The organism is Thermoleptolyngbya sichuanensis A183, assembly GCF_013177315.1.
Lineage (GTDB): Bacteria > Cyanobacteriota > Cyanobacteriia > Elainellales > Elainellaceae > Thermoleptolyngbya > Thermoleptolyngbya sichuanensis.
Window position 1 is genome coordinate 3903916 of the sequence record NZ_CP053661.1, and the last position, 24666, is coordinate 3928581.

Consider the following 24666-nt stretch of genomic DNA (forward strand, 5'->3'; position numbering starts at 1 on the left):
TCCTGTGTTTGCGCCTGTCGTTGAAGCTGGAGATCTCAGTCCAGACGATTGCTTTACGATCGCAGGGGAGATCTCCTTAGGAAGGGCAGCAAGCTCCGAGTCTGACCGATCTCGGTCAATGCGCTCCGCCTTCATTTCGCCGTATTGGCATACTGCATTATCGCAGACTCAATCGCCCGGTCAGAACCGAGGTCATGGAAAAGATCCGCCCCTTTGCTGCGGAACATATTCTCCAATTCTCGCGATATGTTGCGAGCGCTATAGGAGGGGGAATTTAGTTGCTCATAGGACAGATCAACAGGCTTTGCATCGGTACTCTCGCCCCAGCGCGCCGCCGATCCGGTGCCAGCAGGTTTAGGTGAGAGGAAACCGGGCTGAACATCGAAGCGGTAGAGTATCCATGAACTTGTCCCTTGAGAAAGCTTTCGCCACCTGCCGACACCACATCGGCATCATCAATGAAGTGGTCAACCTGCGGGGTACGCTCAAGAGCATTGAAGCGATCGCTAAACTTCTGACCGATGCCAGGAGCGTTATAGGTTCTGACGTTGGAGATCAGATCTGGGTATTCCGTGAATTGAACCACCTGCCACGCGGTCATGCGGCTGCGCTCTACCGCTGGGTCTGGCTTATTTTGCTCCAGTAAGTCGAGTTGCCCAGGATGCTTGCGTTTTCGTCAACCGCTTGGCGAGTGGGTGGTGCACTCGGGTGAAAACCAAGCGATAGTTGTGCGCGGAAATCTGGAAGGGTGTTCAATGTGTAGATCAACATGCCTGCTGTCTACCTGCGGGTGATTGGTTCCGTGAGTTTGGATCGCCCTTTCCCAATGGTTAGCAGCGTACTTTACCTCAACGCCTGCCGCTAACAACCCAGTGGTGGAGCCGCCAGCTCCACAGAAACCATCAATCGCCGTAATGCCGCTACTACTGCCCATCAATTCTCCTCCAGTCCCGAACACCACACCGCCGTGCCGATCGCCAGCCCAGATGTGACGATCGCCCCTCTAATGAGCATTTCGACAGAATCGTGCGCCGTGAGCAAAATCCCGATGTACGTGATCAACAGAACAGACAGCGTGTACGACCAGCAGTCGTCGGGACGCTGCGTCAAAAGACGCTGCCCATAGAACTGCTGGATAATCGCGTGACACAGACGCATCCCTATCCTTACCCTCCTTGAACGCAAAAATCTCTGAAGCCATTGGGCGATCGCCCTTACACGAGATGCTGCGCCGCACCCCCAACTCCATCACCTCAAACCCCAGATCTCGGTAGAGCTGCACAATCCGATGGGTTGCGGCATTGCTTACGAGCACCGGGCCGGGGTGCTGGGCAAGATGTCGCGCCAGCCGCACCTGATCGCCCCAGCCAAACGCGCCGCTGTAGCCCACAAATCCGTCGCCCGCTTGCCCCTGATGCTCAACTCCCAACAGCGACAACTGCTCAACGCTGTCGTCCGCTACCGAGTCGTACGGCGGATCAGCATAGACAAAATCCGTCGGTACAAGCTGCACAGCGGCAAAATCCGCACTGGTAAACACCCAGCCCTGCATGGGCGATCGCCACGGTGAAAAGTCCTCACGGTAGTTGATCTTTCGGTAATGCCCGTAGGGCACGTTGTAGACGCCAGATTTGGAAAACCGCACTAGCCCGTTGAACCCGGTGCGATTCAGGTAATAGAGCAGCAGGGCAGACTCTAGCGTCCAGTCCAGCCCACTGGCAATCAGGTGATTAAAGCGATCGCGATTTTGGTAGTACACCGCTTCGTCGTTTTCAACTTTAGTTTGGACTAATGGTGAAGAGGAAGGCAGTCAATGAGAAGCACCGACTGCCGTAAGGTCAATGAAGTACAACCAACATTGACCCCATGATTTTCAACGAACTTCAGCAATTTCGCCAAACGTTGTATGCCAGCTTGGGAAACGCCAGAGATGCCCTGTTTGATCTGATGGATGCCGTGTTAGTGAGTGCGTGCATCGTGTCGTTTGTGAGGCTATCGCAGAGTCCTGTCTTTCGTCGCCAGTGGTCGAGCACCTATGAAGCGTTGCGCGATAGCCGCCTACCCCGATCAAAGGTGCTGAAGCTGTTGGTGCAGCAGATACCGACTCAGCAGCAACCGTTGTTGGCAGGTGATGCGAGTCGGTGGAACCGTCCTGCTGCCAGGCGTTTGAAAGACCGCACCTTATCAGGCAGAACAGGACATGCCCCGATAGCCGGACAAAACTACAGTACCTTAGCCTGGATTGCTGAAGACAGGGGCAGTTGGGCATTACCATTGCGGCATGAGCGCATCACCAGCTTTGAAACACCCGCCAGTAAAGCGGCATTCCAACTCAAACAAGTGACTCGGCAGTTAGCGGTGCGTCCGTTGGCGATCTACGACCGAGGGTACGGCAATGCCAGTTTTGTCAACCAAACGGCAGGGATTGAGGCAGACTTGCTGCTGCGGGTTACATCCAATCGATGTGTCTATGGCGCGCCCCCAGCGTATCGAGGGCGAGGCGCACCTGCCAAGCATGGACATAAGATGAAACTCAATGACCCTGACACTTGGAGTGTCCCGGTCGAAACCGTTGAAGTCGATGATCCCAACTGGGGACGAGTGCGGGTCAGTCGTTGGAGTGCATACCATTTCCGCAAATCCCCCAAACGGGCAATGGAAGTGTTGCGCGTGGAGGTGCTGGAGACACAGAGCAGCACGCGACGCTTGGCTCCTTTGTGGTTAGTTTGGCTGGGTGAGCAGATGCCTCCGTTAGAAACCCTGTGGTTGCACTACCTCCGTCGCTTTGCCATTGAACACTGGTATCGCTTTGCCAAGCAGAGGCTATATTGGACACATCCCCAGTTCAGTTCTGTATCGGCAACCGAACAGTGGAGCAGCCTGATGCCGTTGCTCAGTTGGCAGTTGTGGTTAGCGCGAAAGGACTGTACTGACCACCCCTTGCCCTGGCAGGCACCGCAAGAAACGTTGACTCCGGGTCGGGTCGCACAAGCGTTTGCAGGCATTTTGGCAGCGATTGGCACCCCTGCTCCTGCGCCTAAACCTCGTGGTAAATCGCCAGGACGAGGCAAGGGGCACAAGCCAACTCCTCGTCCCTGCTATCCGATGGTCAAAAAACGAGCCTCGAAACGCAAGACATCCGAACAATCCCTGAACAGTCCGGTTGCAACAGCAGCTTAACTGCGAGCAGGATTGTATCCAATTCCTTAAGTTCAACTGTTATGAACGGTTGAGCAGATTCTTTATGGCATCCTGTTGAGCATTATTGTGATGCCAGTTAGTCCAAACTAAAGTGGGAACTCACTCAGCAAATCCTGGGTCGCTCGTGATCGAGTGGTGCATAACCGGGTTTGCGATCGCCCACTGCTTTTGCGGTAAACTGTCGTACCAAGGCAAAGACTGTCACACCAAGGTATAAACTGTCGTACTAAGGCAACCTGTAGGCAAACTGTAGACAAGCTGCGAGTTCATCCCATTCTTGCTTATGAACCCAACTCAAAAACGCTTTTTAACTTGGCTGGGCTGCTCTGGTGCAGTGGCGCTGGGGCTGGTCTTGCCAAAGCCGCTGCTGGCACAAACGGTGCCCATTCGAGAACTGATTTTCTCCAGCACACAGACGGGTGAGATGGTTCCGCCGGACGACTTGGACTGCGGCTGTACGGGATTAGGCGATGGGCTGGCGGTGCTGACTGGCTCAGACGCAGAGGGCGACATGGCGATCGCCCTGCGCGGTTGCGACTGTGCTGGATGCCGCTTTATTGCCCGCCAGGAGATGCAGCGCCAGTTGCAGGCGAGTATCTCGATTCCGGTGCAACGGGTGGAGTAGTTTTCTGGAGTGCGTTGCTGAATTAACCAGCAGGATTAACTAGCGGGATCAGCCAACGGGTGGGAAGCCTGGGTCGCATTCAAGCTCGCCGCTAGCTAGCCCTGCTGCAAAATGTTGGCGATCGCCGCCTTCACATCTGAATACTGATACGCAAAACCAGCCTCCTGCGTGCGCTTGGGGAGAACCTGCTGACCCTCCAGCACGACTTGGGCCGCGTCTCCCAGCAGGGCTTCTAGCGCAAAGGCAGGCACAGGCAGCCAGGAGGGGCGACCCATCACCTGGCCAAGCGTTTGGCAAAATTCCGCCATCCGCACCGGGTTGGGGGCCGTGGCGTTATACACTCCCGACAGGCTGGAATCGGTCAGAGCCTTCAGGATCAGGTTCACCAGATCTTCCCGGTGAATCCAGGAAAACCACTGACGGCCCGTGCCCAGCGGCCCACCCGCAAACAGACGAAAGGGCGTGAGCATTTTACCCAGTGCGCCGCCCATGCCCAGGACAATTCCCGTTCTCAGGATCACGACTCGCGTACCGCTGGTCTGGGCCGATTCCGCAGCGGCCTCCCACGCCTGACACACCTGCGCCAAAAAGTCATCGCCAGAGGCGCTGCTTTCGTCGAAGGTGGCGGTTTCGCTGGTGCCGTAGTAGCCGATGGCAGAGGCGTTAACCAAGACGCTGGGCTTGGGGCTTGCCTGGGCGATCGCCTCTACAATCTTCTCTGTTCCTACCTTGCGGCTATCGAGAATTTCCTGCTTGCGCTCCGGGGTCCAGCGCTCGTCGGCAATACCCGCGCCCGCCAAGTTCACCACGCCATCGCAGCCGGAAAGCACCTGCTGCCACTCGCCCGACTCCAGCGGCGTGTATTCCACCACGTCCACATTGGGGAACGCCGCCTGGGGAAAGACGCGATCGCCGTGTGCTTTGCTGCGGGTCAGCGCGATGACGCGATGCCCCTCTTCGAGCAACCGTTCAACTAGCCGCGTTCCTACAAATCCGGTCGCCCCGGTCACTGCAATTTTCACGATGCCTCCTCTGCCGAGGGTGTGCGGAAGTTCTGTTGGGTCCCACGCGCCATCGGGTTCGCTACGATTCTTAGTATATCGGCGTATATCAGCAGTGTATCGGCCGAGGTTCGCTCAGCAGAACCCGCTGTCAGAATGACACGAAGGGCTGAATGGCTTTGCGAGACAGCGCAACATTGAGAACCCCAGCGGCGATCGCCAGCATCAGCGCACTCTCGCCACCCAGCAGCAGCAGCAGCGTCGGGTTGCCATGCAGCGTCCAGCCCGTCTCAAGCTGCGCCAACCCCCGCACCAGCGCAAAGGCCAGCACCGCGCCCGCGCTGAGGTGAGGATTTTCGCCCTGGCGCACCACGTAGCGATAGGTCACGCCAAACAGCAAGCCCGCCAGCATTGCATGGGCCAGGTGCAAACCAATCGACCAGTTGAGCGAAAAGACCGTCAGCGCGTTCCAGCGAGTGGCAAGCACCGTGTTGGCGATCGCCCCTACCAGCACCACCGTCCCGCAAACCAGGGCACTCAGTCCCCCAGCCTTAATCGACTCGATCCGCTCTGCCTGAAGCCGTTCCACCGTCTGCTCAATATCCCGAACAAATACACAAAAATACACAAAATAAATGCACAAAAAGACCCGGAGACCACGCCTACTACAAGCATCCCGTATTGCTGCTACCTTCCGGTCCTGACAAGGTTTGGGCGTTGTAGTCGCGTGGGTCCAGGTCTTCTCCACAATAACACGGCGCTGGGGGACAGGGATCAGGGCCAGGCTTCAAGTCGCTAGAACTGTCAGTCAGCCAGATGACAGTCAGCCAGATGACACATCAGCGGCCAGCTTCCAGCCTTCACTCCCAGCCGCAAACCCTTCCCTCACAAGATCTGCGACAGGAACTTTTGCGTCCGTTCTTCCTTGGGATTGTTGAAAAAGGTTTCGGGTGTGCCTTCTTCCACTAGCAGCCCGTCCGCCATCAGCACCACGCGATCGGCCACCTCGCGGGCAAAGCCGACTTCGTGGGTCACGCAGACCATCGTCATTCCCGACCGGGCCAGCGTCCGCATCACGTCCAGCACTTCGCGCACCATTTCTGGGTCGAGGGCGCTAGTGGGTTCGTCAAACAGCATGATTTTTGGCTCCATCGCCAGAGCGCGGGCGATCGCCACCCGCTGCTGCTGCCCCCCCGAAAGCTGCCCCGGAAACTTCTTCGCCTGCTCCAAAATGCCCACCCGCTCTAGCAGTTGCAGCGCCTTTTCTTCCGCACGAGCCTTGGGCCAGCGGCGCACCCAAATGGGAGCCAGCATCACGTTTTGCAGCACCGACAGATGGGGGAACAGATTAAACTGCTGAAACACCATTCCCACCTCGCGGCGAATGGCATCGATATTCTTTAGGTCGTGGGACAGGTGAATCCCATCGATGACAATCTTGCCCTTTTGATAGCTTTCCAGCGCGTTGAACGTGCGGATAAAGGTGGACTTGCCCGAACCGGAAGGCCCCATCACCACCACCACTTCGCCTTTTTGCACCGTCAGGCTAACGCCGCGCAGCACATGGAAATTGTTGTCGTACCATTTCTCCACATTTTCAGCCAGGATCACCGGCTCTGAGCCAACATGACCGTTGCCGTTGGTAATTGCGTCCGTGTGATACTGCGTCATTGGGAAACGTCCTAATCAAAATCAAGATTCATAGACTGCAATACAGCACTTTCCTGCGGAATAAGGCACGCCCTGCGCTAAAAACTCAAGGCTGACAGCCTCCTGCGTACCTCACTGGCTTCAAAAACGCTGTAGCTTGAATTGTACTGGTACAGCCGGGCGTTTGTGCAGTGTGATTCGCTACGACACGAAGCAAACCGATGGGCAATCTAAAAGCAATCTAAAAGCAATCGCTGCAAGTAATCGCTGCAAGTAATCGCTGCAAGTAATCACCGCATCTGAACTGAGGGCAATCGCAGATGACTGAGGGCGATCGCAGATGACTGAGGGCGATCGCCCGCGACTCGTCCCTTGCCCCGATCTCCGCCCCTAGGTAGGAATTCGGCAAAGCGAACAGAAAGCGCTACCATAGGTAAAATTAGCTGTTTCCAAATTAACCGTTTCTTAATCCCAGATTTCCGTCAAGGATCATCAAACGCTTGACTACACTTCTTTCGACCCAGACAGCCCAGTTTCTTGCCCAGCGCTACACCCTGGAAAATGGGCTAACGATTATTCATCAACAGGTTCCCACGCCCGTTGTCACGGTAGACGTGTGGGTGCGGGCGGGGGCGATCGCCGAACCAGAGCCTTGGGCTGGCGTGGCCCATTTCCTGGAACACATGATCTTCAAGGGAACCGAGCAACTGCCGCCGGGATACTTCGATTACGTGATCGAAAACTATGGCGGCGTGACCAACGCGGCAACAAGCCACGACTACGCCCACTTCTTCATCAACACCACAGCCGAATCCCTGCCCGACACGCTGCCCTGTCTGGCAGAACTGCTGCTGCGGGCGGCGATTCCCGATGAAGAGTTTGAGCGGGAGCGGGATGTGGTGCTGGAGGAACTGCGTCAGTCGGAAGACGATCCGGACTGGCTGGGGTTTCAAGCGCTGTCGGAAACGGTCTACCAGACCCATCCCTACGGGCGATCGGTGCTGGGCGATGTGGAACGGCTGATGGCGCTACGCCCAGAGGAAATGCGGTCGTTTCATCGCGCCCACTACCAGCCAGAGCGAATGACCGTGGTCATTGTGGGCAATATCGATGCGGCCTATGCCATTGATCTGGCGCGTCAGGCTTTTTCAGACTTTGCCCCAGCGGTGGAGTTTCCCACCATTCCGATCGAGGCAGAGCCGCCGCTGGCAGGTATCCGACGGCAACACCTGCGGCTGCCCCGGCTGGAAACGGCGCGGCTGATGATGGCCTGGGTGGGCCCTGGGGTGGATCAACTCCAAAGTGCCTATGGGCTGGATGTGCTGTCGGTGCTGCTGGCGGGTGGGCGCACGTCGCGTCTGGTGCGAGAACTGCGGGAAGAGCGGCAGTTGGTTCATGACATTGGCAGCAGCTTTTCGCTCCAGCGAGATTCCAGCCTGTTTACGATCACGGCCTGGTTGGAGCCAGAGTATTTGGACGTGGTGGAAGCGATTGTGGGCGATCGCCTCTCGGCCCTCAGCGCTGCGCCCATTCCCGACGCAGAGCTAAACCGAGTGAAGCGGCTCTTGTGCAACGATTACGCTTTTTCCACCGAAACCTCCAGCCAGCTTGCCGGCCTCTACGGCTACTACAACACCATCGCCCAGGCCGAGCTATCCGTCACCTATCCCGATCGCATCCAGAGTCTCCAGGTCGAAGACCTGCACCGTCTTGCCAGTCAGCATCTCTCGCCCTGCCACTATGCCGTGACGACGCTGCGGCCCATTGAGGCTTGATTCAGCGGTCGGGCCAGAGGTTAGGGCAGAGGTTGAGTCAGCGGTCGGGGCCGAGTGGCAAGATCATGGAGTTGCAGAGGAGTAGCGTGACGGAACCGTCTGAGCATCTGTCTGAGCATCTGTCCGAGCCTCCATTCTTGCTTCTACACGCTCTCCCTCTCTTCTCAGCCATCCCTCAACCCTTCATCACTCCTGCACCCCTATGTCCAACTCCACCCTCCAACCCGCAGCGCTCCCCCTCCACCGGACGGTTCTCAGTAACGGTCTGGTCGTGCTGACGACGGAGAATTCGGCGGCTGATATTGTGGCGGCGCGGCTGTTTGTGCGGGTGGGCAGCCGCTACGAAGTGCCAGAGCAGTCGGGCATTTCGCACCTGCTGACTTCGGTTCTGACGAAGGGCACCACGCACAAGTCTTCGATGCAGATTGCGGAACAAATCGAGTCGGTGGGTGCAAGCCTGGGCACGGATTCATCGCCAGATTATTGCCTGCTGAGCCTGAAAACGGTGTCGCGGGATTTTGCCGACATGCTGATACTGGCGGCAGAATTGCTGCGATCGCCCTCTTTTCCCGAATCCGAAGTGGAGCTAGAGCAACGGCTGACCCTCCAGGGCATCCGCTCCATGCAGGAACAGCCCTTTGCGGTGGCGCAAAAGCAACTCCGGCAGGCAATGTATGGCGACCATCCCTACGCGCTACCGGGGCTGGGCACAGAGGAAACCGTGTCGAAACTCAGCCGCGCCGATCTGCTGCGCTATCACCAAACCCACTTTCGCCCCGATAATCTTGTCATCAGCATTACGGGACGAATTACCCCTGATGAGGCGATCGCCCTGGTGTCCGAAGCCTTTGGCGACTGGCAGCCACCGACGGATGACACTGGCGCACCCCTGCCGCTGCTGTATCCACCCACGCCGTCCGTCCTATCCAACCCGCACCGCGTGGCGACGGTGCAAGAGACACAGCAGGCAATCGTCATGCTGGGCTACCTGGCCCCGGCAGTTCATGTAGAAGACTATATGGCGCTGAAACTGATCAGCACCTATTTGGGCAACGGGCTGTCGAGCCGCCTGTTTGTGGAACTGCGCGAAAAGCAGGGCCTCGCCTACGAAGTGTCAGCCTACTATCCCACCCGGCTGGATACGTCCCAGTTCATCGCCTACATGGGCACGGCTCCGAGCAACGTGGCGATCGCCCTCGATGGACTGCACCGCGAAGTGCATCGCCTCGCCGCCGAACCCCTCAGCGAAGACGAACTGCAATCTGCCAAAAACAAGCTGCTGGGCCAATACGCCCTCGGCAAACAGACCAACGCCCAAATCGCCCAAATCTATGGCTGGTACGAAACGCTGGGGCTGGGCATTGACTTTGACACCCAGTTTCAAGCGGCGATCGCCCAGATTACGCCAGACCAGGCCCAGGCTGCTGCCCAGCGCTACTTTATAGAGCCGTACGTATCACTAGTGGGCCCAGCGAGTGCAGTGGGGTAAGAAAAGAGAGAAAAAGCTCCCCTCTTCCCTCTTCCCCATCACTCCACTTCCTCCAGCCTCCTCTCACGCGGCCACCCGCCAGTCTTGCCCAAACCGCACACAGGTGAGCGCCAGCGCAATTTGCTGAGCCGCTAGGTACAAACGCAGCAGTTCGTCTTCTTGCAGCGAGAAGGGCTTGCCCCAGCGGAGAGACAGCACGGCAATGCTGGCACTTTGGAACAGCACGGGCAGCACCAGATGAGCCAATACGCCCTCTTCAGCGCTTTCATTGACCTTCACCTGGGGCTTCTGGGTGGCGATCGCCTCTTGCACTACCGGGTCATCGCCCAGGGACGGCAGCGCAGTGCCATAGTTGCCTTGCAGCGTGCCGGGTTTGCCCGCTTCCACCAACTGTAGCGTGCAGCCATCAGCCTCATAGGTTTCCCCAAAGGTCTTGGCGATCGCCTCCAGCGCTTGCTCCAGCCCGGTCGCCTCCTGAGTCACCTTGACCAGCGTTCCCAGCAGGATTGTCTGCGACTGGGCGCGGCGCAGTTCTTCCGTGCGATGTTTTTGCACGTCATAGGTTTCCACCGCCCGCTGCACCACGGCTTTTAGCTCATTGGGGTCCCAGGGCTTGGTGATGTATTTATAAACCTGCCCAGAGTTGATCGCGTCCACCAGGTCTTCCACATCGGTAAACCCGGTCAGGATAATCCGCATTGTGTCGGGAAACTGGGGGACGGTCTTGCTGAGGAACTCAGTGCCCTTCATTTCGGGCATCCGCTGGTCGGAAATGATGACCGCGACTTCGCCCTCAGCAGCCAGCACCTCCAGCGCCATCACGCCGCTTTCTGCACGCAGCACGTTAAAGTCGCGCCGGAACGTGCGATAGAGCAAATCCAAATTATCTGGCTCATCATCGACCACCAGCATTTTGGGCTTCTTGGGCCGCTCCAAGCTGGCCAACTGGCGACTAATGTGTTCTAATTCCGGCAGTGCAATGTCCATAACCATCCTTGGCTGCTGTTTGACTGGCTGTGTTGCTGGGTAGTGGATTGAAAAATGCTGCTTCTGAGCAGTGGCGAGGCTGAGTCGGCGTTCAATAGGCATTTACACGTTTACAACAGATCTACAACACACCCCTTTGATAAAAAGAATCGCCAGGAACCGCTCGCCTGCTGTTCTCGTGATTCAGCAATGTGACTGGATAACGTTTGGCTGTTGGATACAACATTTTCTGGCGGGGTCAGGTAAGCACTGCCCCCGAAGAGACAGGGGCTTCTGGGCCCCCGTTCCTCACTCGCTTCGAGAATGCTGTAACTGTGCTTTTAGTTTGGGCACATTTGTCGCAGTTATAACGCTACAGAAAAATAAAATTTCAAAACTGCGGGGTGGAGTACCCAAAACCAAGAAAAATCAGGCGCTGTATAGTGGAAGATGCGCTTTGGTCAATTGCCTCGAATTGCCCCGAGTCGCTCCGAATCGCCCCATCGACCGACTGGCTCCTTATCACACCCTGCTCAACGTCATGGTATCGCTTCCTCGCATTATTCTTCGAGATCATAAAGCCGATGCCGTGCGGCGCTTCCATCCCTGGATCTTTTCGGGGGCAATTAAGCGCATCGAGCCGGAGGCTCAAGAGGGAGATTGGGTCGAGGTGTACAGCGATCGCGGCGAGTTTTTGGCGGCGGGCTTTTTCGGCGCAGGCAGCATTGCGGTCAAAGTCGTTTCGTTTCAGCCCGTTGAGTCGCTAGACGTGCTGTTTCTGCAACGATTTCAGCAGGCCTATGCGCTGCGAAAACAGTTAGGACTGGCGGCGGGCGGTTCCCGTAGGGATCGCTTTGTGAATCGCCCCGATGCCAACCCCGATGCTACCTCCCATGCCAACCCCAATGCCAACCCCAATCCCACCAACTGCTACCGTCTGATCAATTCCGAAGGCGATGGGCTGCCGGGGCTGATTGTGGACTGGTATCACGGCGTGGCAGTGGTGCTGACCTATTCTTTGGGCATGGCCCAGCAGCGCGATCGCATTGTGGAGTGCCTGAAAACGCTCTACGGTTCTGACCTGCGGGCAGTGTATGACAAAAGCGCGGCCGTGCTGCACGGGGGCAAGTCTCAGCCCACCAATCAATACCTGTTTGGCGAAGCAAACCTGGGCGAAAAGCGGCTAGGCGAGGTGCTGGAAAATGGGCATCGCTTTGCGGTGGACTGGGAAGAAGGGCAGAAAACGGGGTTTTTTCTGGATCAGCGCGACAATCGCCAACTGCTGTCGCAGCACGTCGCCGGAAAGAAGGTGCTGAATACGTTTTGCTATTCCGGCGGCTTTTCAGTCTATGCCCTGCAAGCAGGTGCGGCGGTGGCGCATTCGGTGGATAGTTCCGCAAAGGCGATCGCCTGGACAGAGCAAAATGTCTCGTTGAATCCGGCAACCCCAGGCACTCACCAGTCCTACACAGCCGATGTGTTCAACTTTTTGAAAGACTGCGACGATGACTACGACGTGATCATCCTCGACCCGCCCGCCTTCGCCAAATCCCTCTCCGCCCGCCACCAGGCCACCCTGGCCTACCGCCGCCTCAACTATCTCGCCCTCCTCAAAATTCGCCCCGGCGGTCTGATCTTTACCTTTTCTTGCTCCCAGGTCGTCTCACTCGACAATTTCAAAGGAGCCGTCACCGCCGGGGCAATCGATGCAGGCCGCCCCGTGCGACTGCTCGGCCACCTCAGCCAGCCCGCCGACCACCCCACCAGCCTCTACCACCCGGAAGGGCAATATTTGAAAGGGCTAGTTTTGGAAGCGGGATAAAGGCGCGGTTTGCCACCGGGCAGGATTCACATTCCAAACGCAGGGCAGCCGAAAGGATGGTGTTGCCAAATGGGCGATCGCCCGGCTGGTTTCTTGTCCTTCGAGCGCACACACTAGACGGGATGCCGCGTTGGGGTAGGGATTTCCTCACGCCATATCGACCTGTTGTCGCACCCATGCGCGAAATTGTCTGACCATTTCGATTTCTCCGAGCGTAGATGCCCGTTGCAAAAAGTTGGGAATATCTTTTACAGGAATTGGCGCAAACGCTGGGCTGAGGTCGGTTTCTTCGTAGGCGCTGGCTGTCAGTGCGTAGACGAAGAGCGATCGCCCATCATAGCGCCACACCTCCAGCACACCCAGCGCCGCATAAATGGGCAGCTTGTTGAGCGCCGCGCTGGAATACTCAATCTCCACCACTAAATCGGGCGGCGGATCGTCGGGCAGTTGAACTTGGGCATTTTGCCGAATCAGCGGCTCGTTTTGAAGATAGTAGGCCCTGTCTGGCTCCACACCCCGCTGCAAATCTTCGCGCTTGCACGTCAGGGAGCCGACGCTTCAGAGTAATGCAAAATCACCTGTCCCTCGTCTTCTGCGTGGGCGATCGCTTCGTCCGAAAGCTCGATCAGCAGCGCATCGACATCTTTGCTATAGGTCGTTTTTCTCATACCGAGACCTCCTACCGGGATAGAGGGTGATGAGCAAAATAAAAGTGTCGTCTCAGTATTCCCACTGAACCCACCCACGCACCGTTATAATTCACCTTTTCAGCTAGAAATCCGCTTTCTCCGACAATTTCGTCAACATCTCTGGCCCAAGTCTCCCGTTCGGAGGAGCGATAAGATTGAAGTAAAACAACTCAGGCGAGACTCTTAATGGCCTACAGCGACTTTACCCTAGCCAAAGTCAAATCCGCCTTTGGGCTGACCACCCAGGAAAGCGGCAGCCTGTTCGCCAGCATTCCCGCCGTCCCGCCGTCCCCCGCCCTGTCCCAAACCCTCACCGAATTCACCACCCTCGCCACCAGCATCGGCACCGAAAAAGCCCGCTCCGAATTTCTGATCGCGCCCATCCTGGCCGAAGTCCGCCGCCAGATGCACTACCGCATCGCCCTCTTTTCTGGCGTTGAGTTTAATGTGGATGCCGCCAGAGGCCTGCAAGGCTTTTGTGATTTCATTCTTTCTGCTTCCAGGGAGCAGCTCTACATCGAGGCTCCGGTGATGACCGTCGTTGAGGCAAAGCGGGAGGATATTATCGGCGGGCTGGGGCAGTGCATCGCCACAATGGTCGCCGCCCAGATTTTCAATGCGGAAAGAGAGCAGCCGATTCCTCGCATCTATGGAGCCGTCACCAGCGGCACCAACTGGCGCTTCCTAATGCTAGAAGGAACGACCGTCTGGATTGATTCACTAGAGTATTACATCAGCCAGATCGGGCAAATTCTGGGAATCCTCATGCAGCCTTTTCAGCCGGATTTAGTCGGCAGCGCAACACCCTAATATCGATCCTCGATTTTGGATTTGCGATTTTGGATTGTCAGTCAAGCGTCTGTGGGGCTTCCAGCAATCTCATGCGTAGTGCCAAAAAGGTAAGTTTTTATCGGTTTATTGGCGGGTTCTATCGCAGAACCGTACTTGCAATAATCGTCAGCGTCGCAGTCGCGATCAGCCCAAAGGCCAGGTTCACAACTTGATTAGAAGCTTTTTGATACGCATCCACGCGCACATTGGTTTGTCCTAGCTCTTGCCTTAGTCCGTCTACTTCGACCTTGAGGTTATCTAGGCGCTCTAGCACTGCTTTTTGAAAATTGTCGGACGTGTCGGCGGCTTGCATAGCGCTTTGCGTGGAGTAGCGAGTCTTTGACTTAGATATCAATCTAGCTTAATAGACTGGAAATCTGTTCCGTAGGATTGCTGGTGCAGGCCAGGGTTACACAGTTTCGCCATCCACAATCACGATGGGAATCGCGGCGGTTTCCAGGACGGATTGGGATACGGAGCCGACGAAGCCAGCCTGCCAAGCGCGATCTTGCTCCGCAACGCTAACGCGATCGCTCCGTTTGCCCATAACAATCTCATCTACTCGAAACTCCTGAGCGACGCGCACGATTTCCTCTGGGGCGGGGCCGATCGTGGTGACAAAGCGGTGGCGGATATCGGCGAGGAGCGTTTCGGTTTGGGCTTGCAGGCGCTGGATGCTGGCGGGGTCGTTGACCTGAACAACGTGCAGCACAATGACGCTAGCATCAGCGCGGCGGGCCAGTTCGGCGGCTTTGCGGAGGACGGCGGGGGCGAGGGGCGAGGTATCGACGGCGGCCAGGAGGGTAATAGGACGGGCGATCGCCACTTTGGTCGGGTCTACGTCGCCCTTTTCCAGCAGTCGGGGTGCAAACGTGGGGATGGCCCAGGCTCCCAGGGGTGCTGTGACCAGGATAGAAAGCGCGGCGATCGCCAGAATTGCCTCTCCACCTGCGATGCTCTGAGACAGCGGAATTGCGCCGATCGCCGCCTGCACCGTCGCCTTGGCCGAGTTCGCAGGCAGCAGAAACAGCCGTTCCTTCCAGTTCCAATTACTGCCCAGCGTAGACAGATACCAGCCCACCATTCGCCCAATCAGCGTGCCGATCGCCAGAATCGCCAGCCCCACGCCCAGCGTGTTGCCCAACACATTAAGCTGAATGCTAGCCCCCAGCAGCACAAACAGAAAAATCTCCGCCACGCCCCACAGCGCATCAAACCCACCTCGCAGCCGCCGCGCCAGGGGAGCATCCAGTTCGATCAGGAAAAACCCCAGCGACATCACCGCCAGATAGCCCGAAAACAGGGGATATTCCTCTGCCAGCACCACCAGCAGCAGCGCAAACCCTGCCGCCACCAGCGCATCTTGTACAGCGTTTTGCGTCCAGTTTTGCTTCGCCAGCAGAAAGACCAGTAACTGCGCCGTCAGCCAGCCCAGCAGCACCCCCAGCGCAATTTGCAAGATCAGTTGCAGCGGCAGCAGTTGCAGGGGGGTGAGCGTGAGACCGCCGGGGAGGGTCAACCCCGCCGCCGCGCCCTGGGAGAGAAATGCCAGCAGCAGGCTAAACACCAGCAGCAGCAGCACATCCGACAGGGCACTCCCCGTCAAAATTGCATCGGGAATGCCCTTTTGTACGCCCCAGCCGAGACTTTTTAGCCGCAGCATTCCGGGTACGATGACGGCGGGCGACTCTGCGCCGATGATACAGCCCAGGAGCAGCCCCGTGGCAAAGTCAAACCCCAGCAGCCAAATGGAGGCAAGGGCGATCGCCACCGCCTCGCAGGTTGCAGGCAAAAAGCCTAGCCGCAGCGCCACAGCCCCCTGTTGTGCCAGTTTTTCTCGATCTAGCCCCAGCCCGGCCTTCATCAGGATGACCATGACGGCGATCGTCCGCAACACACCTGCTGACTCCAGTAGCTCTGGCGCAAGGGTCTGCGTCGCCTGGGGCCCCAGCACGATGCCTGCCAGCACCATACCGACGAGGGCGGGCAGTTTCAGCCGTCGTGCCAGTTGTCCAGCAAAGAAGCCGATGAGGAGAGTCCAGAGGAGGCTTGGTAGCATTTTGGGTCATGGGTCTTGGGTTTTGGGCTTTGTAAAATTGCTTTACGCAAAATTGTGCTAGTTTCTACTCCGCGTGATTTCTACCGCGACCTGTCCTGTAAAGTCGGGAATCGGTGGGTTGACCTTGGTCAGGCGCACGGTGACTTGTTCGACCTGGCCGCTGGAGAGCATGATTTGGGCGATCGCCCCGGCCAGTCGCTCGATCAGGCGAAACCGTTCGGTGCGAATGAGTTGGAGAACGGTGGCCACATTGTTGCGGTAGTCGTAGGTGTCTTCGAGGCGATCGCTCTCTGCTGCTTTGGACAGATCAACCCACAGGGTCAAGTCCACCTGAAACCATTGCCCCAAGACCTGCTCTGCTTCCAGATAGCCTGAATAGCCAAAGGCCCGCAGCCCGGTTAAATAAATGCAATCTGCCATTAATTCGCAATTCACCTAAATCGATACAGCCTAATTAACCCAAGTGGCTCAGCACGCGGTAGTATCCACTCTCCTGGGTGGCAGGACGAATGGAGTTGCTAGACGCTCAGCAGACGCTGAACTGGTCATCCAAAATCGCACACCCGAAATCGAGACAGAACCTACGCACTTGCGATAAGTTTGCTGGGTTTTGGACGATTTCTTGCGGGCACAGCCTGCGAGAAATTGTCTAGATGCGTAAGTCCTACGAGAATTAACAAAATTAACAATAAGCCAACTGTACGCCAAATCGCATCATCCAAGCGGCGGGAGCGTATCAGGAATTCTGTCATCTCCTATCAAGTCGGCTTTCTGTTCTGCTGCTCGTTGTTTGGGCAGAGCGGAGCCGCTGCTCTGCCCGTTGTCAATCCGCTGGCTCAGATTGGCTTGGGATTTCTAGCAAAGCCTCAAACGGCTATCTTCGACTCCCTTCCAAAACTTCCATTACGTCCTGAATGGAGCAGCCCAGCACCCGCGCCAAGGGCACCAGCATCGAGCCGTCTATGTCGCCCATCGACAGCGCTTCCAGCTTTTCTTTGGGCAGTCGATAGGAATCGCAAAACCGTTCAAATTCGGCATCGGTTACGCCTAGCTCGTCTTGGCGCTGCTTTAGCCAGCGGGCGATCGCCCCCACGCCCGATCGGGGCTGCGTCGCCCTTGCTAGATACTTGTTCATCAGTTCCTCAATCTCGCTATTGCCGCCGCCCGCACGACTCACCAGGTCATAGCACGCCAGCCGCAGCGCCCTGCGAGCACGATATTCTTCGTTCAAGATATTGGCAACGCGGATCGCGATATCGGGCTTCAGAAAGCCCACCAGTTCGTCGTCGTAGTGCAGCGGCACCAAGGCATCGTTGGGACGAATTTCCCAGGCGGGCGTGTCGTCAGGTAGAGGCATAGGGACGGGTTCCGAAAGGGCGAGTTCCGCAAGGGGGGCCGAAGATTTCTGAACGGGGAAGGGGGCGATCGCCCACCCTAAACTTGGATCCTAGACTTGGATCTTAATGCAATCCGCACCATCAATCCGAATTGGCTTCCAGACAGTTCCCGCGAATTCCTGATCGACCACAGTTGATGGTTCCAGATCGAGGATTCGAGTTTGCTTCCGAACGGATTCCGAATGGATTCCAGATTCATTTTCCAAATTCATTCCAGGTTTGTCCCCAAATCCGTCCTGATGCGTGTCGTCATTTCCGTAAAAGTCATTGGTAGATGCACCCTGATTCAATAACCTCCGGTTTCGCGGCCGGAGGTTTTTTTTGCGCCTGACAAGCTTGTGGGAAAGCCACCGTGGGACAATAGAACCGCTGCGTTTGGAAGCCTCCATGCTAAAGCGATGGATTGTCACGGTGCTGATCGCGATTGGTCTGACGATGCAGGGCTGCACGTCCGTCACGGCGGCGCTCGATCGCTATGTAGACAGCACCGAGGGCTATGAGTTTCTCTATCTCAACAGTTGGGTGCCCGTCACGGTGAAGGACGGCCCCCAGCTCGTGCTGCATGACCTGATCGAAAGCACCGAAAATGTCAGCGTGATCATCAGCCCCGTGCCCGACGACAAAACGCTGGAAGACCTGGGCAGCCCCAGCGAGGTGGGCTATAAGCTGTGGAAAAACGCGCTGCAACCCAACCCGGCCGGGCGACGGGCGGAGCTAATCAGCGCCGAATCCCATGAAGTCAACGGGCAAACCTATTATTTGCTGGAATTTGCCGTGGATGCGCCCGATCTCCAGCGTCACAACCTAGCGAGTGTCGCTGTAAAGCGAGGCAAACTGTATACTTTCAACCTATCCACCACAGGGCGGCGCTGGGCCCAGGCCGAGAAGACGTTTCGGACGATTGTGGAGTCATTTTCGGTGAGCTAGTGATGAGCTAGCCCATTGCGCGAACCTGCCCCTCAGCCCCAAAAACCGGAGCTAACCAGTTCGCCATTGTTCCAGGTTTGTCCCTGCTGGCGCTGCTGGAGGCGCGATCGCCACTGGCGAATCTGCTGGGCGGTCTGGGCAAAGGGCGAAAACCGGGGCGCAGGCTCAACGACCGCTTCCGCAGCCCCCGAAGCCGACAGGCGGCGGTTGACGTTCATGCAGTCGGCCAGGTTGTCTAGGTATGGCTCCAGGTCAAGCGCTCGCTGCACCTGCTCGACCGACGTATAGCGATCGCGCAGCGACACCCGCAGCAGCTTAGCCAGAATTTTGCCAAAGTGGTCGCTGACGTGAACGTAGTCTTCCCAGAGCATTTCGCCTGTGTAAGCGTCATACTCAAACTCCATTGGCGGCTTGCCCGTCAGCATATACAGGCAGGTCACACCGACCGCGTATAGGTCGCTGGCGTAGGTGGGGCGCAGGGCAAGCTGCTCTGGCGGCGCAAAACCCACTGTGCCCACAAACTGCGTCGTTGCAGTTTTGTGGGTGGTTTCGCCAGCTTCCACAATCCGCTCTTTTACTGCGCCAAAATCAATCAGCACCAGCCGCCCGTCGTCTTCGCAGCGAATCAGGTTGGGCGGCTTGATGTCGCGATGGATCACCTGCTGCTGGTGGACGTAGCCCAGAATCGGCAGCAATTCTCGCAAAAAGTGCTTGACGGCCAGTTCCGAAAAGGGGCCGTTTTGCTTGACCTGCTTCGCTAGGGTATATCCCCGCACGTATTCCTGAACCAGATAAAACTCACCTTCTACCTGAAAGTAATCCAGCAGGCGGGGAATACTCGCGTGGCTGCCCAACTGGCTGAGGGTCTTGGCTTCCCGCTCGAACCGTTCAGAGGCCCGCTTTAGCACGGCGGGGTTGTCCATCTTGGGGCAAAGCTGCTTGATAACGCAGAGGGGGCTGCCGGGCAGCGACACGTCTCGTGCCAAGAAGGTGATGCCAAAACCGCCGCGTCCGAGGGCCTTCAGCACCTGATAGCGATCGCGAAACAGTTGGCTATTTTGGCAAAGCTGGCCGGGCTGAGTTAGCAGTTGCCGGGAGGATCGGGCTGCATTTAGGGGGGTGGTGGAGGACGCCATCATTAAGTTTGAGATGTAAAGTCAAAATTAAAGAAGCCAGCGCTGATCCGAAAAATCCCTGAGTCCGAGCCAGACGGTTCTGATACCTGCGCCAACGAAACGCACGAGCGGACTTTCCAACTGTCTGGAGCAGCGTTTGCTGCCCTTCACAACCTACCCAGTAGCATAAACCAATTTAGGAAATTCTGTGGATTTTCAAGGGATTTGCCCATCTCCAGATAGGCTTGGCATTCCTAATGCTCCCATCATATTTCCAATAGATTTCCAACCTTGGGATGATTCTGGTTTTAAACCGCATTCTCTCATTCTGGATAGGGGCTATACCCAAGCTTCATCTACTTAAAGCCCTAGTAAAATTCTGACCCGCCTTGCCGGATAACGCCTGCGTGGATTTGGGGAAATTCGTCCCGCAGCCTGGAGAGGCGGGCAGGCAAGGCAAAGCGCGTACCCTAAGGGGCAAATTGTGAAGGCAAATTGTGAAGGCAAATTGTGAAGGCAAATTGTGAAGGCAAATTGTGAAGGCAACCTGTTAAAGCAAGAGGGGGCTGGGGATGCGAGGCAGATTAGGTCAGACGCGGCCTGATCATGGCTCGATGCCTGAGACGCAGAGTGAGGCGAGAGCAAGGTGAATTCAGATCACGGGCGATCATGGGCGAATGACAGGCAGATCACGAGCAAAGGGGGCTAGAAATTTATTCTGGCGTGGGCGATCGCCACCCGGAGGCTTTCCTGCCAGGTCTGGGCGAATTGCGCGATTATTGCGAAGTCCACAGTTCCTGACGATATCGCGATCTAAAAGTGCTAAGGTTTTAGCATTCGAGTGTGTGTAATTCCACAAAGCGCAACTATTATGACCAAAGGACAGGGATTCGGCGGCTTTGGACTCGGCAAAATGAAAGAGCTGACCGAAGCGTTCAAAAAAGCTCAGCAGGTGCAGGAGGGTGCAAAGCGCCTGCAAGAGGAGCTAGAAGTCATGGAAATTGAAGGTGAAGCAGGCGGCGGGCTGGTGAAGGTGGTGCTGAGCGGCAACCAAGAGCCTCGCCGAGTCGAGATTACGAAAGACGCAATGGGCGAGGGCCCAGAGGTGCTGGCCGATCTGGTGCTGGCGGCGGCCAAAGATGCCTACAACAAGTCCACCGCCACCATGCGTGAGCGGATGGAAGAATTAACAGGCGGGCTGAATCTGCCTGGGCTGGGCTAGTCTAGCGGAAACTCGCAGCCAAAGTTTCAGGTTCAAGGGTTTGGGTCTTTTGGTTTTGAGCGCTTGTAGCTCTCAACAGATCTAAGTTTCAGCGATTCTGAGTCTTTGTAATTCTGATTTGTAGTTCTGAGAAGAGGCGCGGTTCGAAGCTGCGTCTCTTTTGTCGTTCCAAGGTGTGTTGGTGCATGAGGAGGGGGCGATCGCGCTTCCCTCTGCCTCTTTGCAACTTTTTGCAAAACGCCCTGGGACAGTCTTTCAACAAAATCCCTACAAAATTCCCGCCGACTCATACAGCCGCCGCACCAGCGCCATAATCTTGTCGCCATACTGCGGGTCGGCGGACCAGCGCCCGCTGAGCTGCCCTACCAGCGGCGCAACCCCCCGCGCCACAAATCGAAAGCGCGGATCGACTAGCCCCTGCACCAGCGGAGCCGTGCTGCCGTAGGCCTTGAGGTGCTGAATGTGGGCCCGCACGCCAATACGAGCGCTGGGAAAAGACGCACCGCTGGGGCTGCCCGCCGCGTCGCCCAACCCACCAAAGTTGTTTTGTCCTGGCTGGATCGTGCTGCCAAATTGCAAAAAGCTCGTCTCAACGCACATCTGGCAAAAGGCGAGGTCATAGTTCACGCCCTCCACGCTGCCCTCTTCGCGGTAGAGGCGCGGCAGGTCGGGAAACTGGTTCAGCCCGGCCTCGTTATTATTCTTCAAAAACATCCGCAGTTGCAGTTCTGAGGTCTGCCCAAGGCCCATAATCCGGTCGATTTGCCCCGGACAGATGCCAGAGTTTTGCAAGATCACGGTGCGCGTGGCCGCGTCCCAGGTGACAGACACATTAAAGGGTCGCAGTTCCACCGCCCGCACGTAGACAATATTGCGATAGGTGACACGCCGGATGTCGGGCGACTGGCTGATATCAATGCCCAGGCGATCGACCAGATCGGCGGGAATAAAGGCATTGCCGTTGACGATAATGCCGCGCTCGTCATATAGTCCGCCGTTGATATTGATACTGATGCTGGGGTAGGTTTCGCCGCCGGGGTCGGGGGGCAGACCCGCCACGGCCCGGCTCCAGGACGAGAGTCCGTCGGCAATGCCCAGTGCCAGGTTGCGCCGCTGGTTTTGCAAAATGCTGCGGTCTTCTGGACTCGTGAGAAAGCCGACATTCATCAGCAGCGAGGGAACGATCAACTGACGGCAGAAGGCAAGGCTGCCTGTCCCTGAATCGGTGTCGGGCTTTGCGCCGCGATTGGGCAGTTGGGGAACGCGCCGCAGCAGCGCCAGCAGCAGCAGTTCCGCGTGGGCTTTGCGCTGGCTGTTGGTGGGGATGTAGAACACGGTTGCGCCGCGCACGGAGGGGTTGGGGGAGGCATCGGCGTGGATTTCCAGCGCCACATCCAGGTTTTGCGCCCGCGCGTTGATCCACGCGAGGGTCTGGGCCATGCTCAGGTCGTCCGGCACGGACAGCACCTCCAGCCCCCGCGCCCGCAGTTCGGCCACAATCAGGTCGCGGGTCAGGATCATCTCCCGCGCCTCCGTTGTGCCTGCTACCACAATGCCGGGGTCGATGCCCGCGCCTTCTGTGCCGCCATGCCCCGCAGAGATAAAAATCCGTCCCATCGACTGCTGATCCTCGTTTGCGTGCCCGTTTCTAATTTGGCAGCGATCGCCCCTTGCACTCTAGAACCGGGAGACGGGGCGATCGCGCTACCCGTAAGACTAGCTAAATTCCGCACCCTTGGCGCAGGTTTATTGACCGCAATGCCCCCCGGCCATTCGGCGTTAGAAATATTAGAAATCAATCAGAAATTCGTAATCTGTCCCACCCGTGCAAGTTTGTAGAAAAGCGTCAGAATAAAGGATACGCCCTTGCCCCCTCCAGCCGCATGGTTACGCCGCGCCTCCACCCTGACACCATCGAAGACGTGAAGCAGCGGGTCGATATCGTCGATATCGTGTCCGAGCATGTGGTGCTAAAAAAGCAGGGCAAAGATTTCACCGGCCTGTGTCCGTTCCACGATGACAAATCGCCCAGCTTTTCCGTCAGCCCCAGCAAGCAGTTTTACTACTGCTTTAGCTGCGGAGCCGGGGGCAACGCCATCAAGTTTTTGATGGAGATTGGCAAGCAGTCTTTTGGGGAGGTGGTGCTGGATCTGGCGCGGCGCTATCAGGTGCCTGTGAAGACGCTGGAACCGGAGCAACGGCAGGAATTTCAGCGGCAGTTGTCGCAGCGAGACCAGCTTTACGAAATTCTGGCGGTGACGGCCAAGTTTTTTGAACATGCGCTGCACCAGAGCCAGGGGGCGATCGCCCTCGACTATCTGCGAACCAAGCGCAAGCTGTCGCCCGAAATCGTCCAGCAGTTTCAACTGGGCTATGCCCCCGGCGGATGGCAGACGCTCTACGGCTATCTGGTGGAGCAAAAGCGCTATCCCGTGGAGCAGGTGGAGCAGGCAGGCTTGCTGGTGCCCCGGCAGGGCGGCAGTGGATATTACGACCGATTCCGCGATCGCCTGATGATTCCCATCTGCGACGTGCAGGGGCGCGTCATTGGCTTTGGCGGGCGGGCCCTGGGCGACGAACAGCCCAAGTATCTCAACTCGCCAGAGGGCGACCTGTTCGACAAAGGCAAGACGCTGTATGGGCTGGATCTAGCCAAAGGGGCGATCGCCAAGCGAGACGAGGCGATCGTGGTGGAGGGATACTTTGATGTCATTGCCCTGCACGCCGCAGGCATCACCAACGTCGTCGCGTCGATGGGCACTGCGCTGACCCAAGGGCAGATTAAGCAACTGCTGCGCTACACCGAATCCAAGCGGATTATCTTTAACTTTGACGACGACAAGGCCGGGCAAAAAGCCGCTGACCGGGCCATTGGCGAATTGGCAGATCTGGCCTATCGCGGCGAGGTGCAGGTGCGGATTCTGAACCTGCCGGAGGGCAAAGACCCCGATGAGTTTCTCAAGGCCCACTCCCCGTCTGCTTATCAGGACTTGCTGCAAGACGCGCCGCTGTGGCTCGACTGGCAGATTCAAAAACTCCTGGCCAACAAAGACCTGAGCCAGCCCGACCAGTTTCATGCCAGCACCCAGGCGATCGCCCAACTCCTGGGCAGCCTGCCCAACGCCACCCTCCGCACCCACTATATCCACCGCTGCGCCGAACTGCTGAGCCGGGGCAACGCCCGCCTGGCCGTGCAGCTTGAGCAAGACCTGCGAACCCAGGTGCGGGGGCAGCGCTGGCACGGGCGATCGCAAAAATGGCAAACACCGGGCGATCGCACGCTGCTAGAAGAAGCCGAAGCCCAACTGCTGCGCCTCTATCTCCACCAGCCGGAACACCGCGCCGAAATCCGAGCAGCGCTGGAGTCCCGAGATCTGGAATTCAGCATCGCCCACCATCGCCTGCTGTGGCAGCAGATTTTGGCGATTGAGGACTCTGCCGCAGCGCAGGATAGCGCGGAGCCGGAGAGCGGGGCAGAGTGGCCTACCAGCGCTCAGCCGCCCAGCCCCGTCTCTCTCCTCACCCGCCTGCAAGACCACCTCGCCGAACTCCCTGGTCAGCACGAAGCCGTTTATTCTCTCTTTCAGCTTGACGAAAAAACGCGACGTGACCTGGCGCGAGCCACCCTAGTGATTCGCACCGCTACGGCCTGCATGGAGATGGTAATGTGCGAAAAGCGGCGGCGGCACTTTCTCGATCTGTGGAAGAAAACGGACATCACCACGTCACCGGAATTGGGGCAATACTATCAGCAGCAGCTTTATCTGGAAGATCAGCGCATCAAGGTGCTGGAACAGGAGCAGCGCAACACCACCTTTGCCGATTTGGCCCAAACTCCGTGGGTCGGGGTCGGCCTCATAGAGTAATGGGGGATTCCCCTATGTTCTATCTACTACT

26 protein-coding genes, 1 other RNA gene and 1 pseudogene are annotated in these 24666 nt (G+C 57.3%); 9 read left to right on the plus strand and 19 right to left on the minus strand.

The features are described 5' to 3' along the window. Positions 1 to 274: 274 nt before the first annotated feature. From HPC62_RS16180 to HPC62_RS16190, 3 genes are all read right to left on the minus strand, one after another. Positions 275 to 601, minus strand: coding sequence for a hypothetical protein (locus HPC62_RS16180; protein WP_172357356.1), 327 nt, complete (start codon positions 599 to 601; stop codon positions 275 to 277). A 75-nt stretch (positions 602 to 676) separates the two neighbouring features. Continuing rightward, positions 677 to 934 (minus strand): DNA cytosine methyltransferase, encoded by a 258-nt coding sequence (locus HPC62_RS24325; RefSeq protein WP_172357358.1) that lies wholly within the window; start codon positions 932 to 934, stop codon positions 677 to 679. A gap of 69 nt (positions 935 to 1003) precedes the next feature. After that, complete coding sequence (locus HPC62_RS16190) at positions 1004 to 1759, minus strand: DNA adenine methylase (protein ID WP_172357360.1); 756 nt, start codon at positions 1757 to 1759, stop codon at positions 1004 to 1006. Positions 1760 to 1866: 107 nt separating this feature from the next. Between HPC62_RS16190 and HPC62_RS16195 the strand changes: the two genes are divergently transcribed. Both HPC62_RS16195 and HPC62_RS16200 read left to right on the plus strand, forming a co-directional pair. Next, positions 1867 to 3180: an NF041680 family putative transposase gene (locus tag HPC62_RS16195; RefSeq protein ID WP_172353244.1), complete on the plus strand. Its 1314-nt coding sequence runs from the start codon at positions 1867 to 1869 to the stop codon at positions 3178 to 3180. Between the two features lie 304 nt (positions 3181 to 3484). Next, a complete protein-coding gene (locus HPC62_RS16200; protein ID WP_172357362.1) occupies positions 3485 to 3826 on the plus strand; it encodes a hypothetical protein in 342 nt (113 codons plus the stop codon). A 95-nt stretch (positions 3827 to 3921) separates the two neighbouring features. Here HPC62_RS16200 and thyD read toward each other — a convergent pair whose 3' ends face one another. From thyD to HPC62_RS16225, 5 genes are all read right to left on the minus strand, one after another. Continuing rightward, entirely contained in the window at positions 3922 to 4848 is a 927-nt protein-coding gene (gene thyD, locus HPC62_RS16205) for a thylakoid membrane protein ThyD (protein WP_172357364.1), read from the minus strand. Between the two features lie 130 nt (positions 4849 to 4978). Beyond that, complete coding sequence (locus HPC62_RS16210) at positions 4979 to 5455, minus strand: hypothetical protein (RefSeq protein ID WP_225910560.1); 477 nt, start codon at positions 5453 to 5455, stop codon at positions 4979 to 4981. Between the two features lie 15 nt (positions 5456 to 5470). Then, positions 5471 to 5567, minus strand: an RNA gene (ffs, locus tag HPC62_RS16215) — signal recognition particle sRNA small type. Positions 5568 to 5712: 145 nt separating this feature from the next. After that, on the minus strand, positions 5713 to 6498 hold the full coding sequence (locus HPC62_RS16220) for an amino acid ABC transporter ATP-binding protein (protein WP_068512250.1): 786 nt from the start codon (positions 6496 to 6498) through the stop codon (positions 5713 to 5715). Positions 6499 to 6767: 269 nt separating this feature from the next. Then, complete coding sequence (locus tag HPC62_RS16225) at positions 6768 to 6908, minus strand: hypothetical protein (protein ID WP_172357366.1); 141 nt, start codon at positions 6906 to 6908, stop codon at positions 6768 to 6770. Positions 6909 to 6977: 69 nt separating this feature from the next. On the opposite strand from HPC62_RS16225, the gene HPC62_RS16230 reads away from it, so the two are divergent. Further along, entirely contained in the window at positions 6978 to 8252 is a 1275-nt protein-coding gene (locus tag HPC62_RS16230) for a M16 family metallopeptidase (RefSeq protein ID WP_172357368.1), read from the plus strand. Between the two features lie 202 nt (positions 8253 to 8454). After that, on the plus strand, positions 8455 to 9741 hold the full coding sequence (locus tag HPC62_RS16235) for a M16 family metallopeptidase (protein ID WP_172357370.1): 1287 nt from the start codon (positions 8455 to 8457) through the stop codon (positions 9739 to 9741). Between the two features lie 63 nt (positions 9742 to 9804). On the opposite strand, the gene HPC62_RS16240 is transcribed toward HPC62_RS16235, so the two are convergent. After that, a complete protein-coding gene (locus HPC62_RS16240; protein ID WP_172357372.1) occupies positions 9805 to 10728 on the minus strand; it encodes a response regulator in 924 nt (307 codons plus the stop codon). Positions 10729 to 11248: 520 nt separating this feature from the next. Here HPC62_RS16240 and HPC62_RS16245 point away from each other — a divergent pair. Beyond that, a complete protein-coding gene (locus tag HPC62_RS16245) occupies positions 11249 to 12529 on the plus strand; it encodes a class I SAM-dependent rRNA methyltransferase (RefSeq protein WP_172358997.1) in 1281 nt (426 codons plus the stop codon). Here HPC62_RS16245 and HPC62_RS23985 read toward each other — a convergent pair. From HPC62_RS23985 to HPC62_RS16255, 3 genes and pseudogenes are all read right to left on the minus strand, one after another. After that, complete coding sequence (locus HPC62_RS23985) at positions 12509 to 12643, minus strand: hypothetical protein (RefSeq protein WP_255548809.1); 135 nt, start codon at positions 12641 to 12643, stop codon at positions 12509 to 12511. The two genes, HPC62_RS16245 and HPC62_RS23985, sit on opposite strands and share 21 nt — an antisense overlap. A 33-nt stretch (positions 12644 to 12676) precedes the next feature. Continuing rightward, complete coding sequence (locus HPC62_RS16250; protein ID WP_172357374.1) at positions 12677 to 13054, minus strand: Uma2 family endonuclease; 378 nt, start codon at positions 13052 to 13054, stop codon at positions 12677 to 12679. A gap of 32 nt (positions 13055 to 13086) precedes the next feature. After that, positions 13087 to 13197, minus strand: a pseudogene (locus HPC62_RS16255) (DUF2283 domain-containing protein); the annotation flags it as partial. Between the two features lie 207 nt (positions 13198 to 13404). Between HPC62_RS16255 and HPC62_RS16260 the strand changes: the two are divergent. Further along, positions 13405 to 14028, plus strand: a complete 624-nt coding sequence (locus HPC62_RS16260; protein ID WP_172357378.1) for a hypothetical protein — start codon at positions 13405 to 13407, stop codon at positions 14026 to 14028. A 118-nt stretch (positions 14029 to 14146) separates the two neighbouring features. On the opposite strand, the gene HPC62_RS16265 is transcribed toward HPC62_RS16260, so the two are convergent. From HPC62_RS16265 to HPC62_RS16280, 4 genes are all read right to left on the minus strand, one after another. Next, positions 14147 to 14362, minus strand: coding sequence for a hypothetical protein (locus HPC62_RS16265; RefSeq protein WP_172357380.1), 216 nt, complete (start codon positions 14360 to 14362; stop codon positions 14147 to 14149). A 96-nt stretch (positions 14363 to 14458) separates the two neighbouring features. Beyond that, positions 14459 to 16108, minus strand: coding sequence for a cation:proton antiporter (locus tag HPC62_RS16270; protein ID WP_172357382.1), 1650 nt, complete (start codon positions 16106 to 16108; stop codon positions 14459 to 14461). Between the two features lie 57 nt (positions 16109 to 16165). Further along, on the minus strand, positions 16166 to 16528 hold the full coding sequence (gene folB, locus HPC62_RS16275; protein ID WP_172357384.1) for a dihydroneopterin aldolase: 363 nt from the start codon (positions 16526 to 16528) through the stop codon (positions 16166 to 16168). Between the two features lie 454 nt (positions 16529 to 16982). Then, on the minus strand, positions 16983 to 17465 hold the full coding sequence (locus tag HPC62_RS16280) for a hypothetical protein (protein ID WP_172357386.1): 483 nt from the start codon (positions 17463 to 17465) through the stop codon (positions 16983 to 16985). A gap of 427 nt (positions 17466 to 17892) precedes the next feature. On the opposite strand from HPC62_RS16280, the gene psbP reads away from it, so the two are divergent. Next, a complete protein-coding gene (psbP, locus tag HPC62_RS16285; RefSeq protein WP_172357388.1) occupies positions 17893 to 18432 on the plus strand; it encodes a photosystem II reaction center PsbP in 540 nt (179 codons plus the stop codon). A 32-nt stretch (positions 18433 to 18464) separates the two neighbouring features. On the opposite strand, the gene HPC62_RS16290 is transcribed toward psbP, so the two are convergent. Next, positions 18465 to 19571, minus strand: a complete 1107-nt coding sequence (locus HPC62_RS16290) for a serine/threonine-protein kinase (RefSeq protein ID WP_228721637.1) — start codon at positions 19569 to 19571, stop codon at positions 18465 to 18467. An 847-nt stretch (positions 19572 to 20418) separates the two neighbouring features. Between HPC62_RS16290 and HPC62_RS16295 the strand changes: the two genes are divergently transcribed. Beyond that, positions 20419 to 20769, plus strand: coding sequence for a YbaB/EbfC family nucleoid-associated protein (locus HPC62_RS16295; RefSeq protein ID WP_172357390.1), 351 nt, complete (start codon positions 20419 to 20421; stop codon positions 20767 to 20769). Between the two features lie 267 nt (positions 20770 to 21036). On the opposite strand, the gene tftA is transcribed toward HPC62_RS16295, so the two are convergent. Further along, positions 21037 to 22386, minus strand: coding sequence for a hormogonium tapered terminus morphoprotein TftA (gene tftA, locus HPC62_RS16300; protein WP_172357392.1), 1350 nt, complete (start codon positions 22384 to 22386; stop codon positions 21037 to 21039). Further along, positions 22314 to 22568 carry a hypothetical protein gene (locus tag HPC62_RS16305; protein ID WP_172357394.1) on the minus strand — a complete coding sequence of 85 codons (255 nt, stop codon included), beginning with the start codon at positions 22566 to 22568 and terminating at the stop codon, positions 22314 to 22316. The genes tftA and HPC62_RS16305 overlap by 73 nt, the downstream gene beginning before the upstream one ends. A gap of 84 nt (positions 22569 to 22652) precedes the next feature. On the opposite strand from HPC62_RS16305, the gene dnaG reads away from it, so the two are divergent. Then, positions 22653 to 24635, plus strand: coding sequence for a DNA primase (gene dnaG, locus HPC62_RS16310; RefSeq protein WP_172357396.1), 1983 nt, complete (start codon positions 22653 to 22655; stop codon positions 24633 to 24635). Positions 24636 to 24666 lie beyond the last annotated feature (31 nt).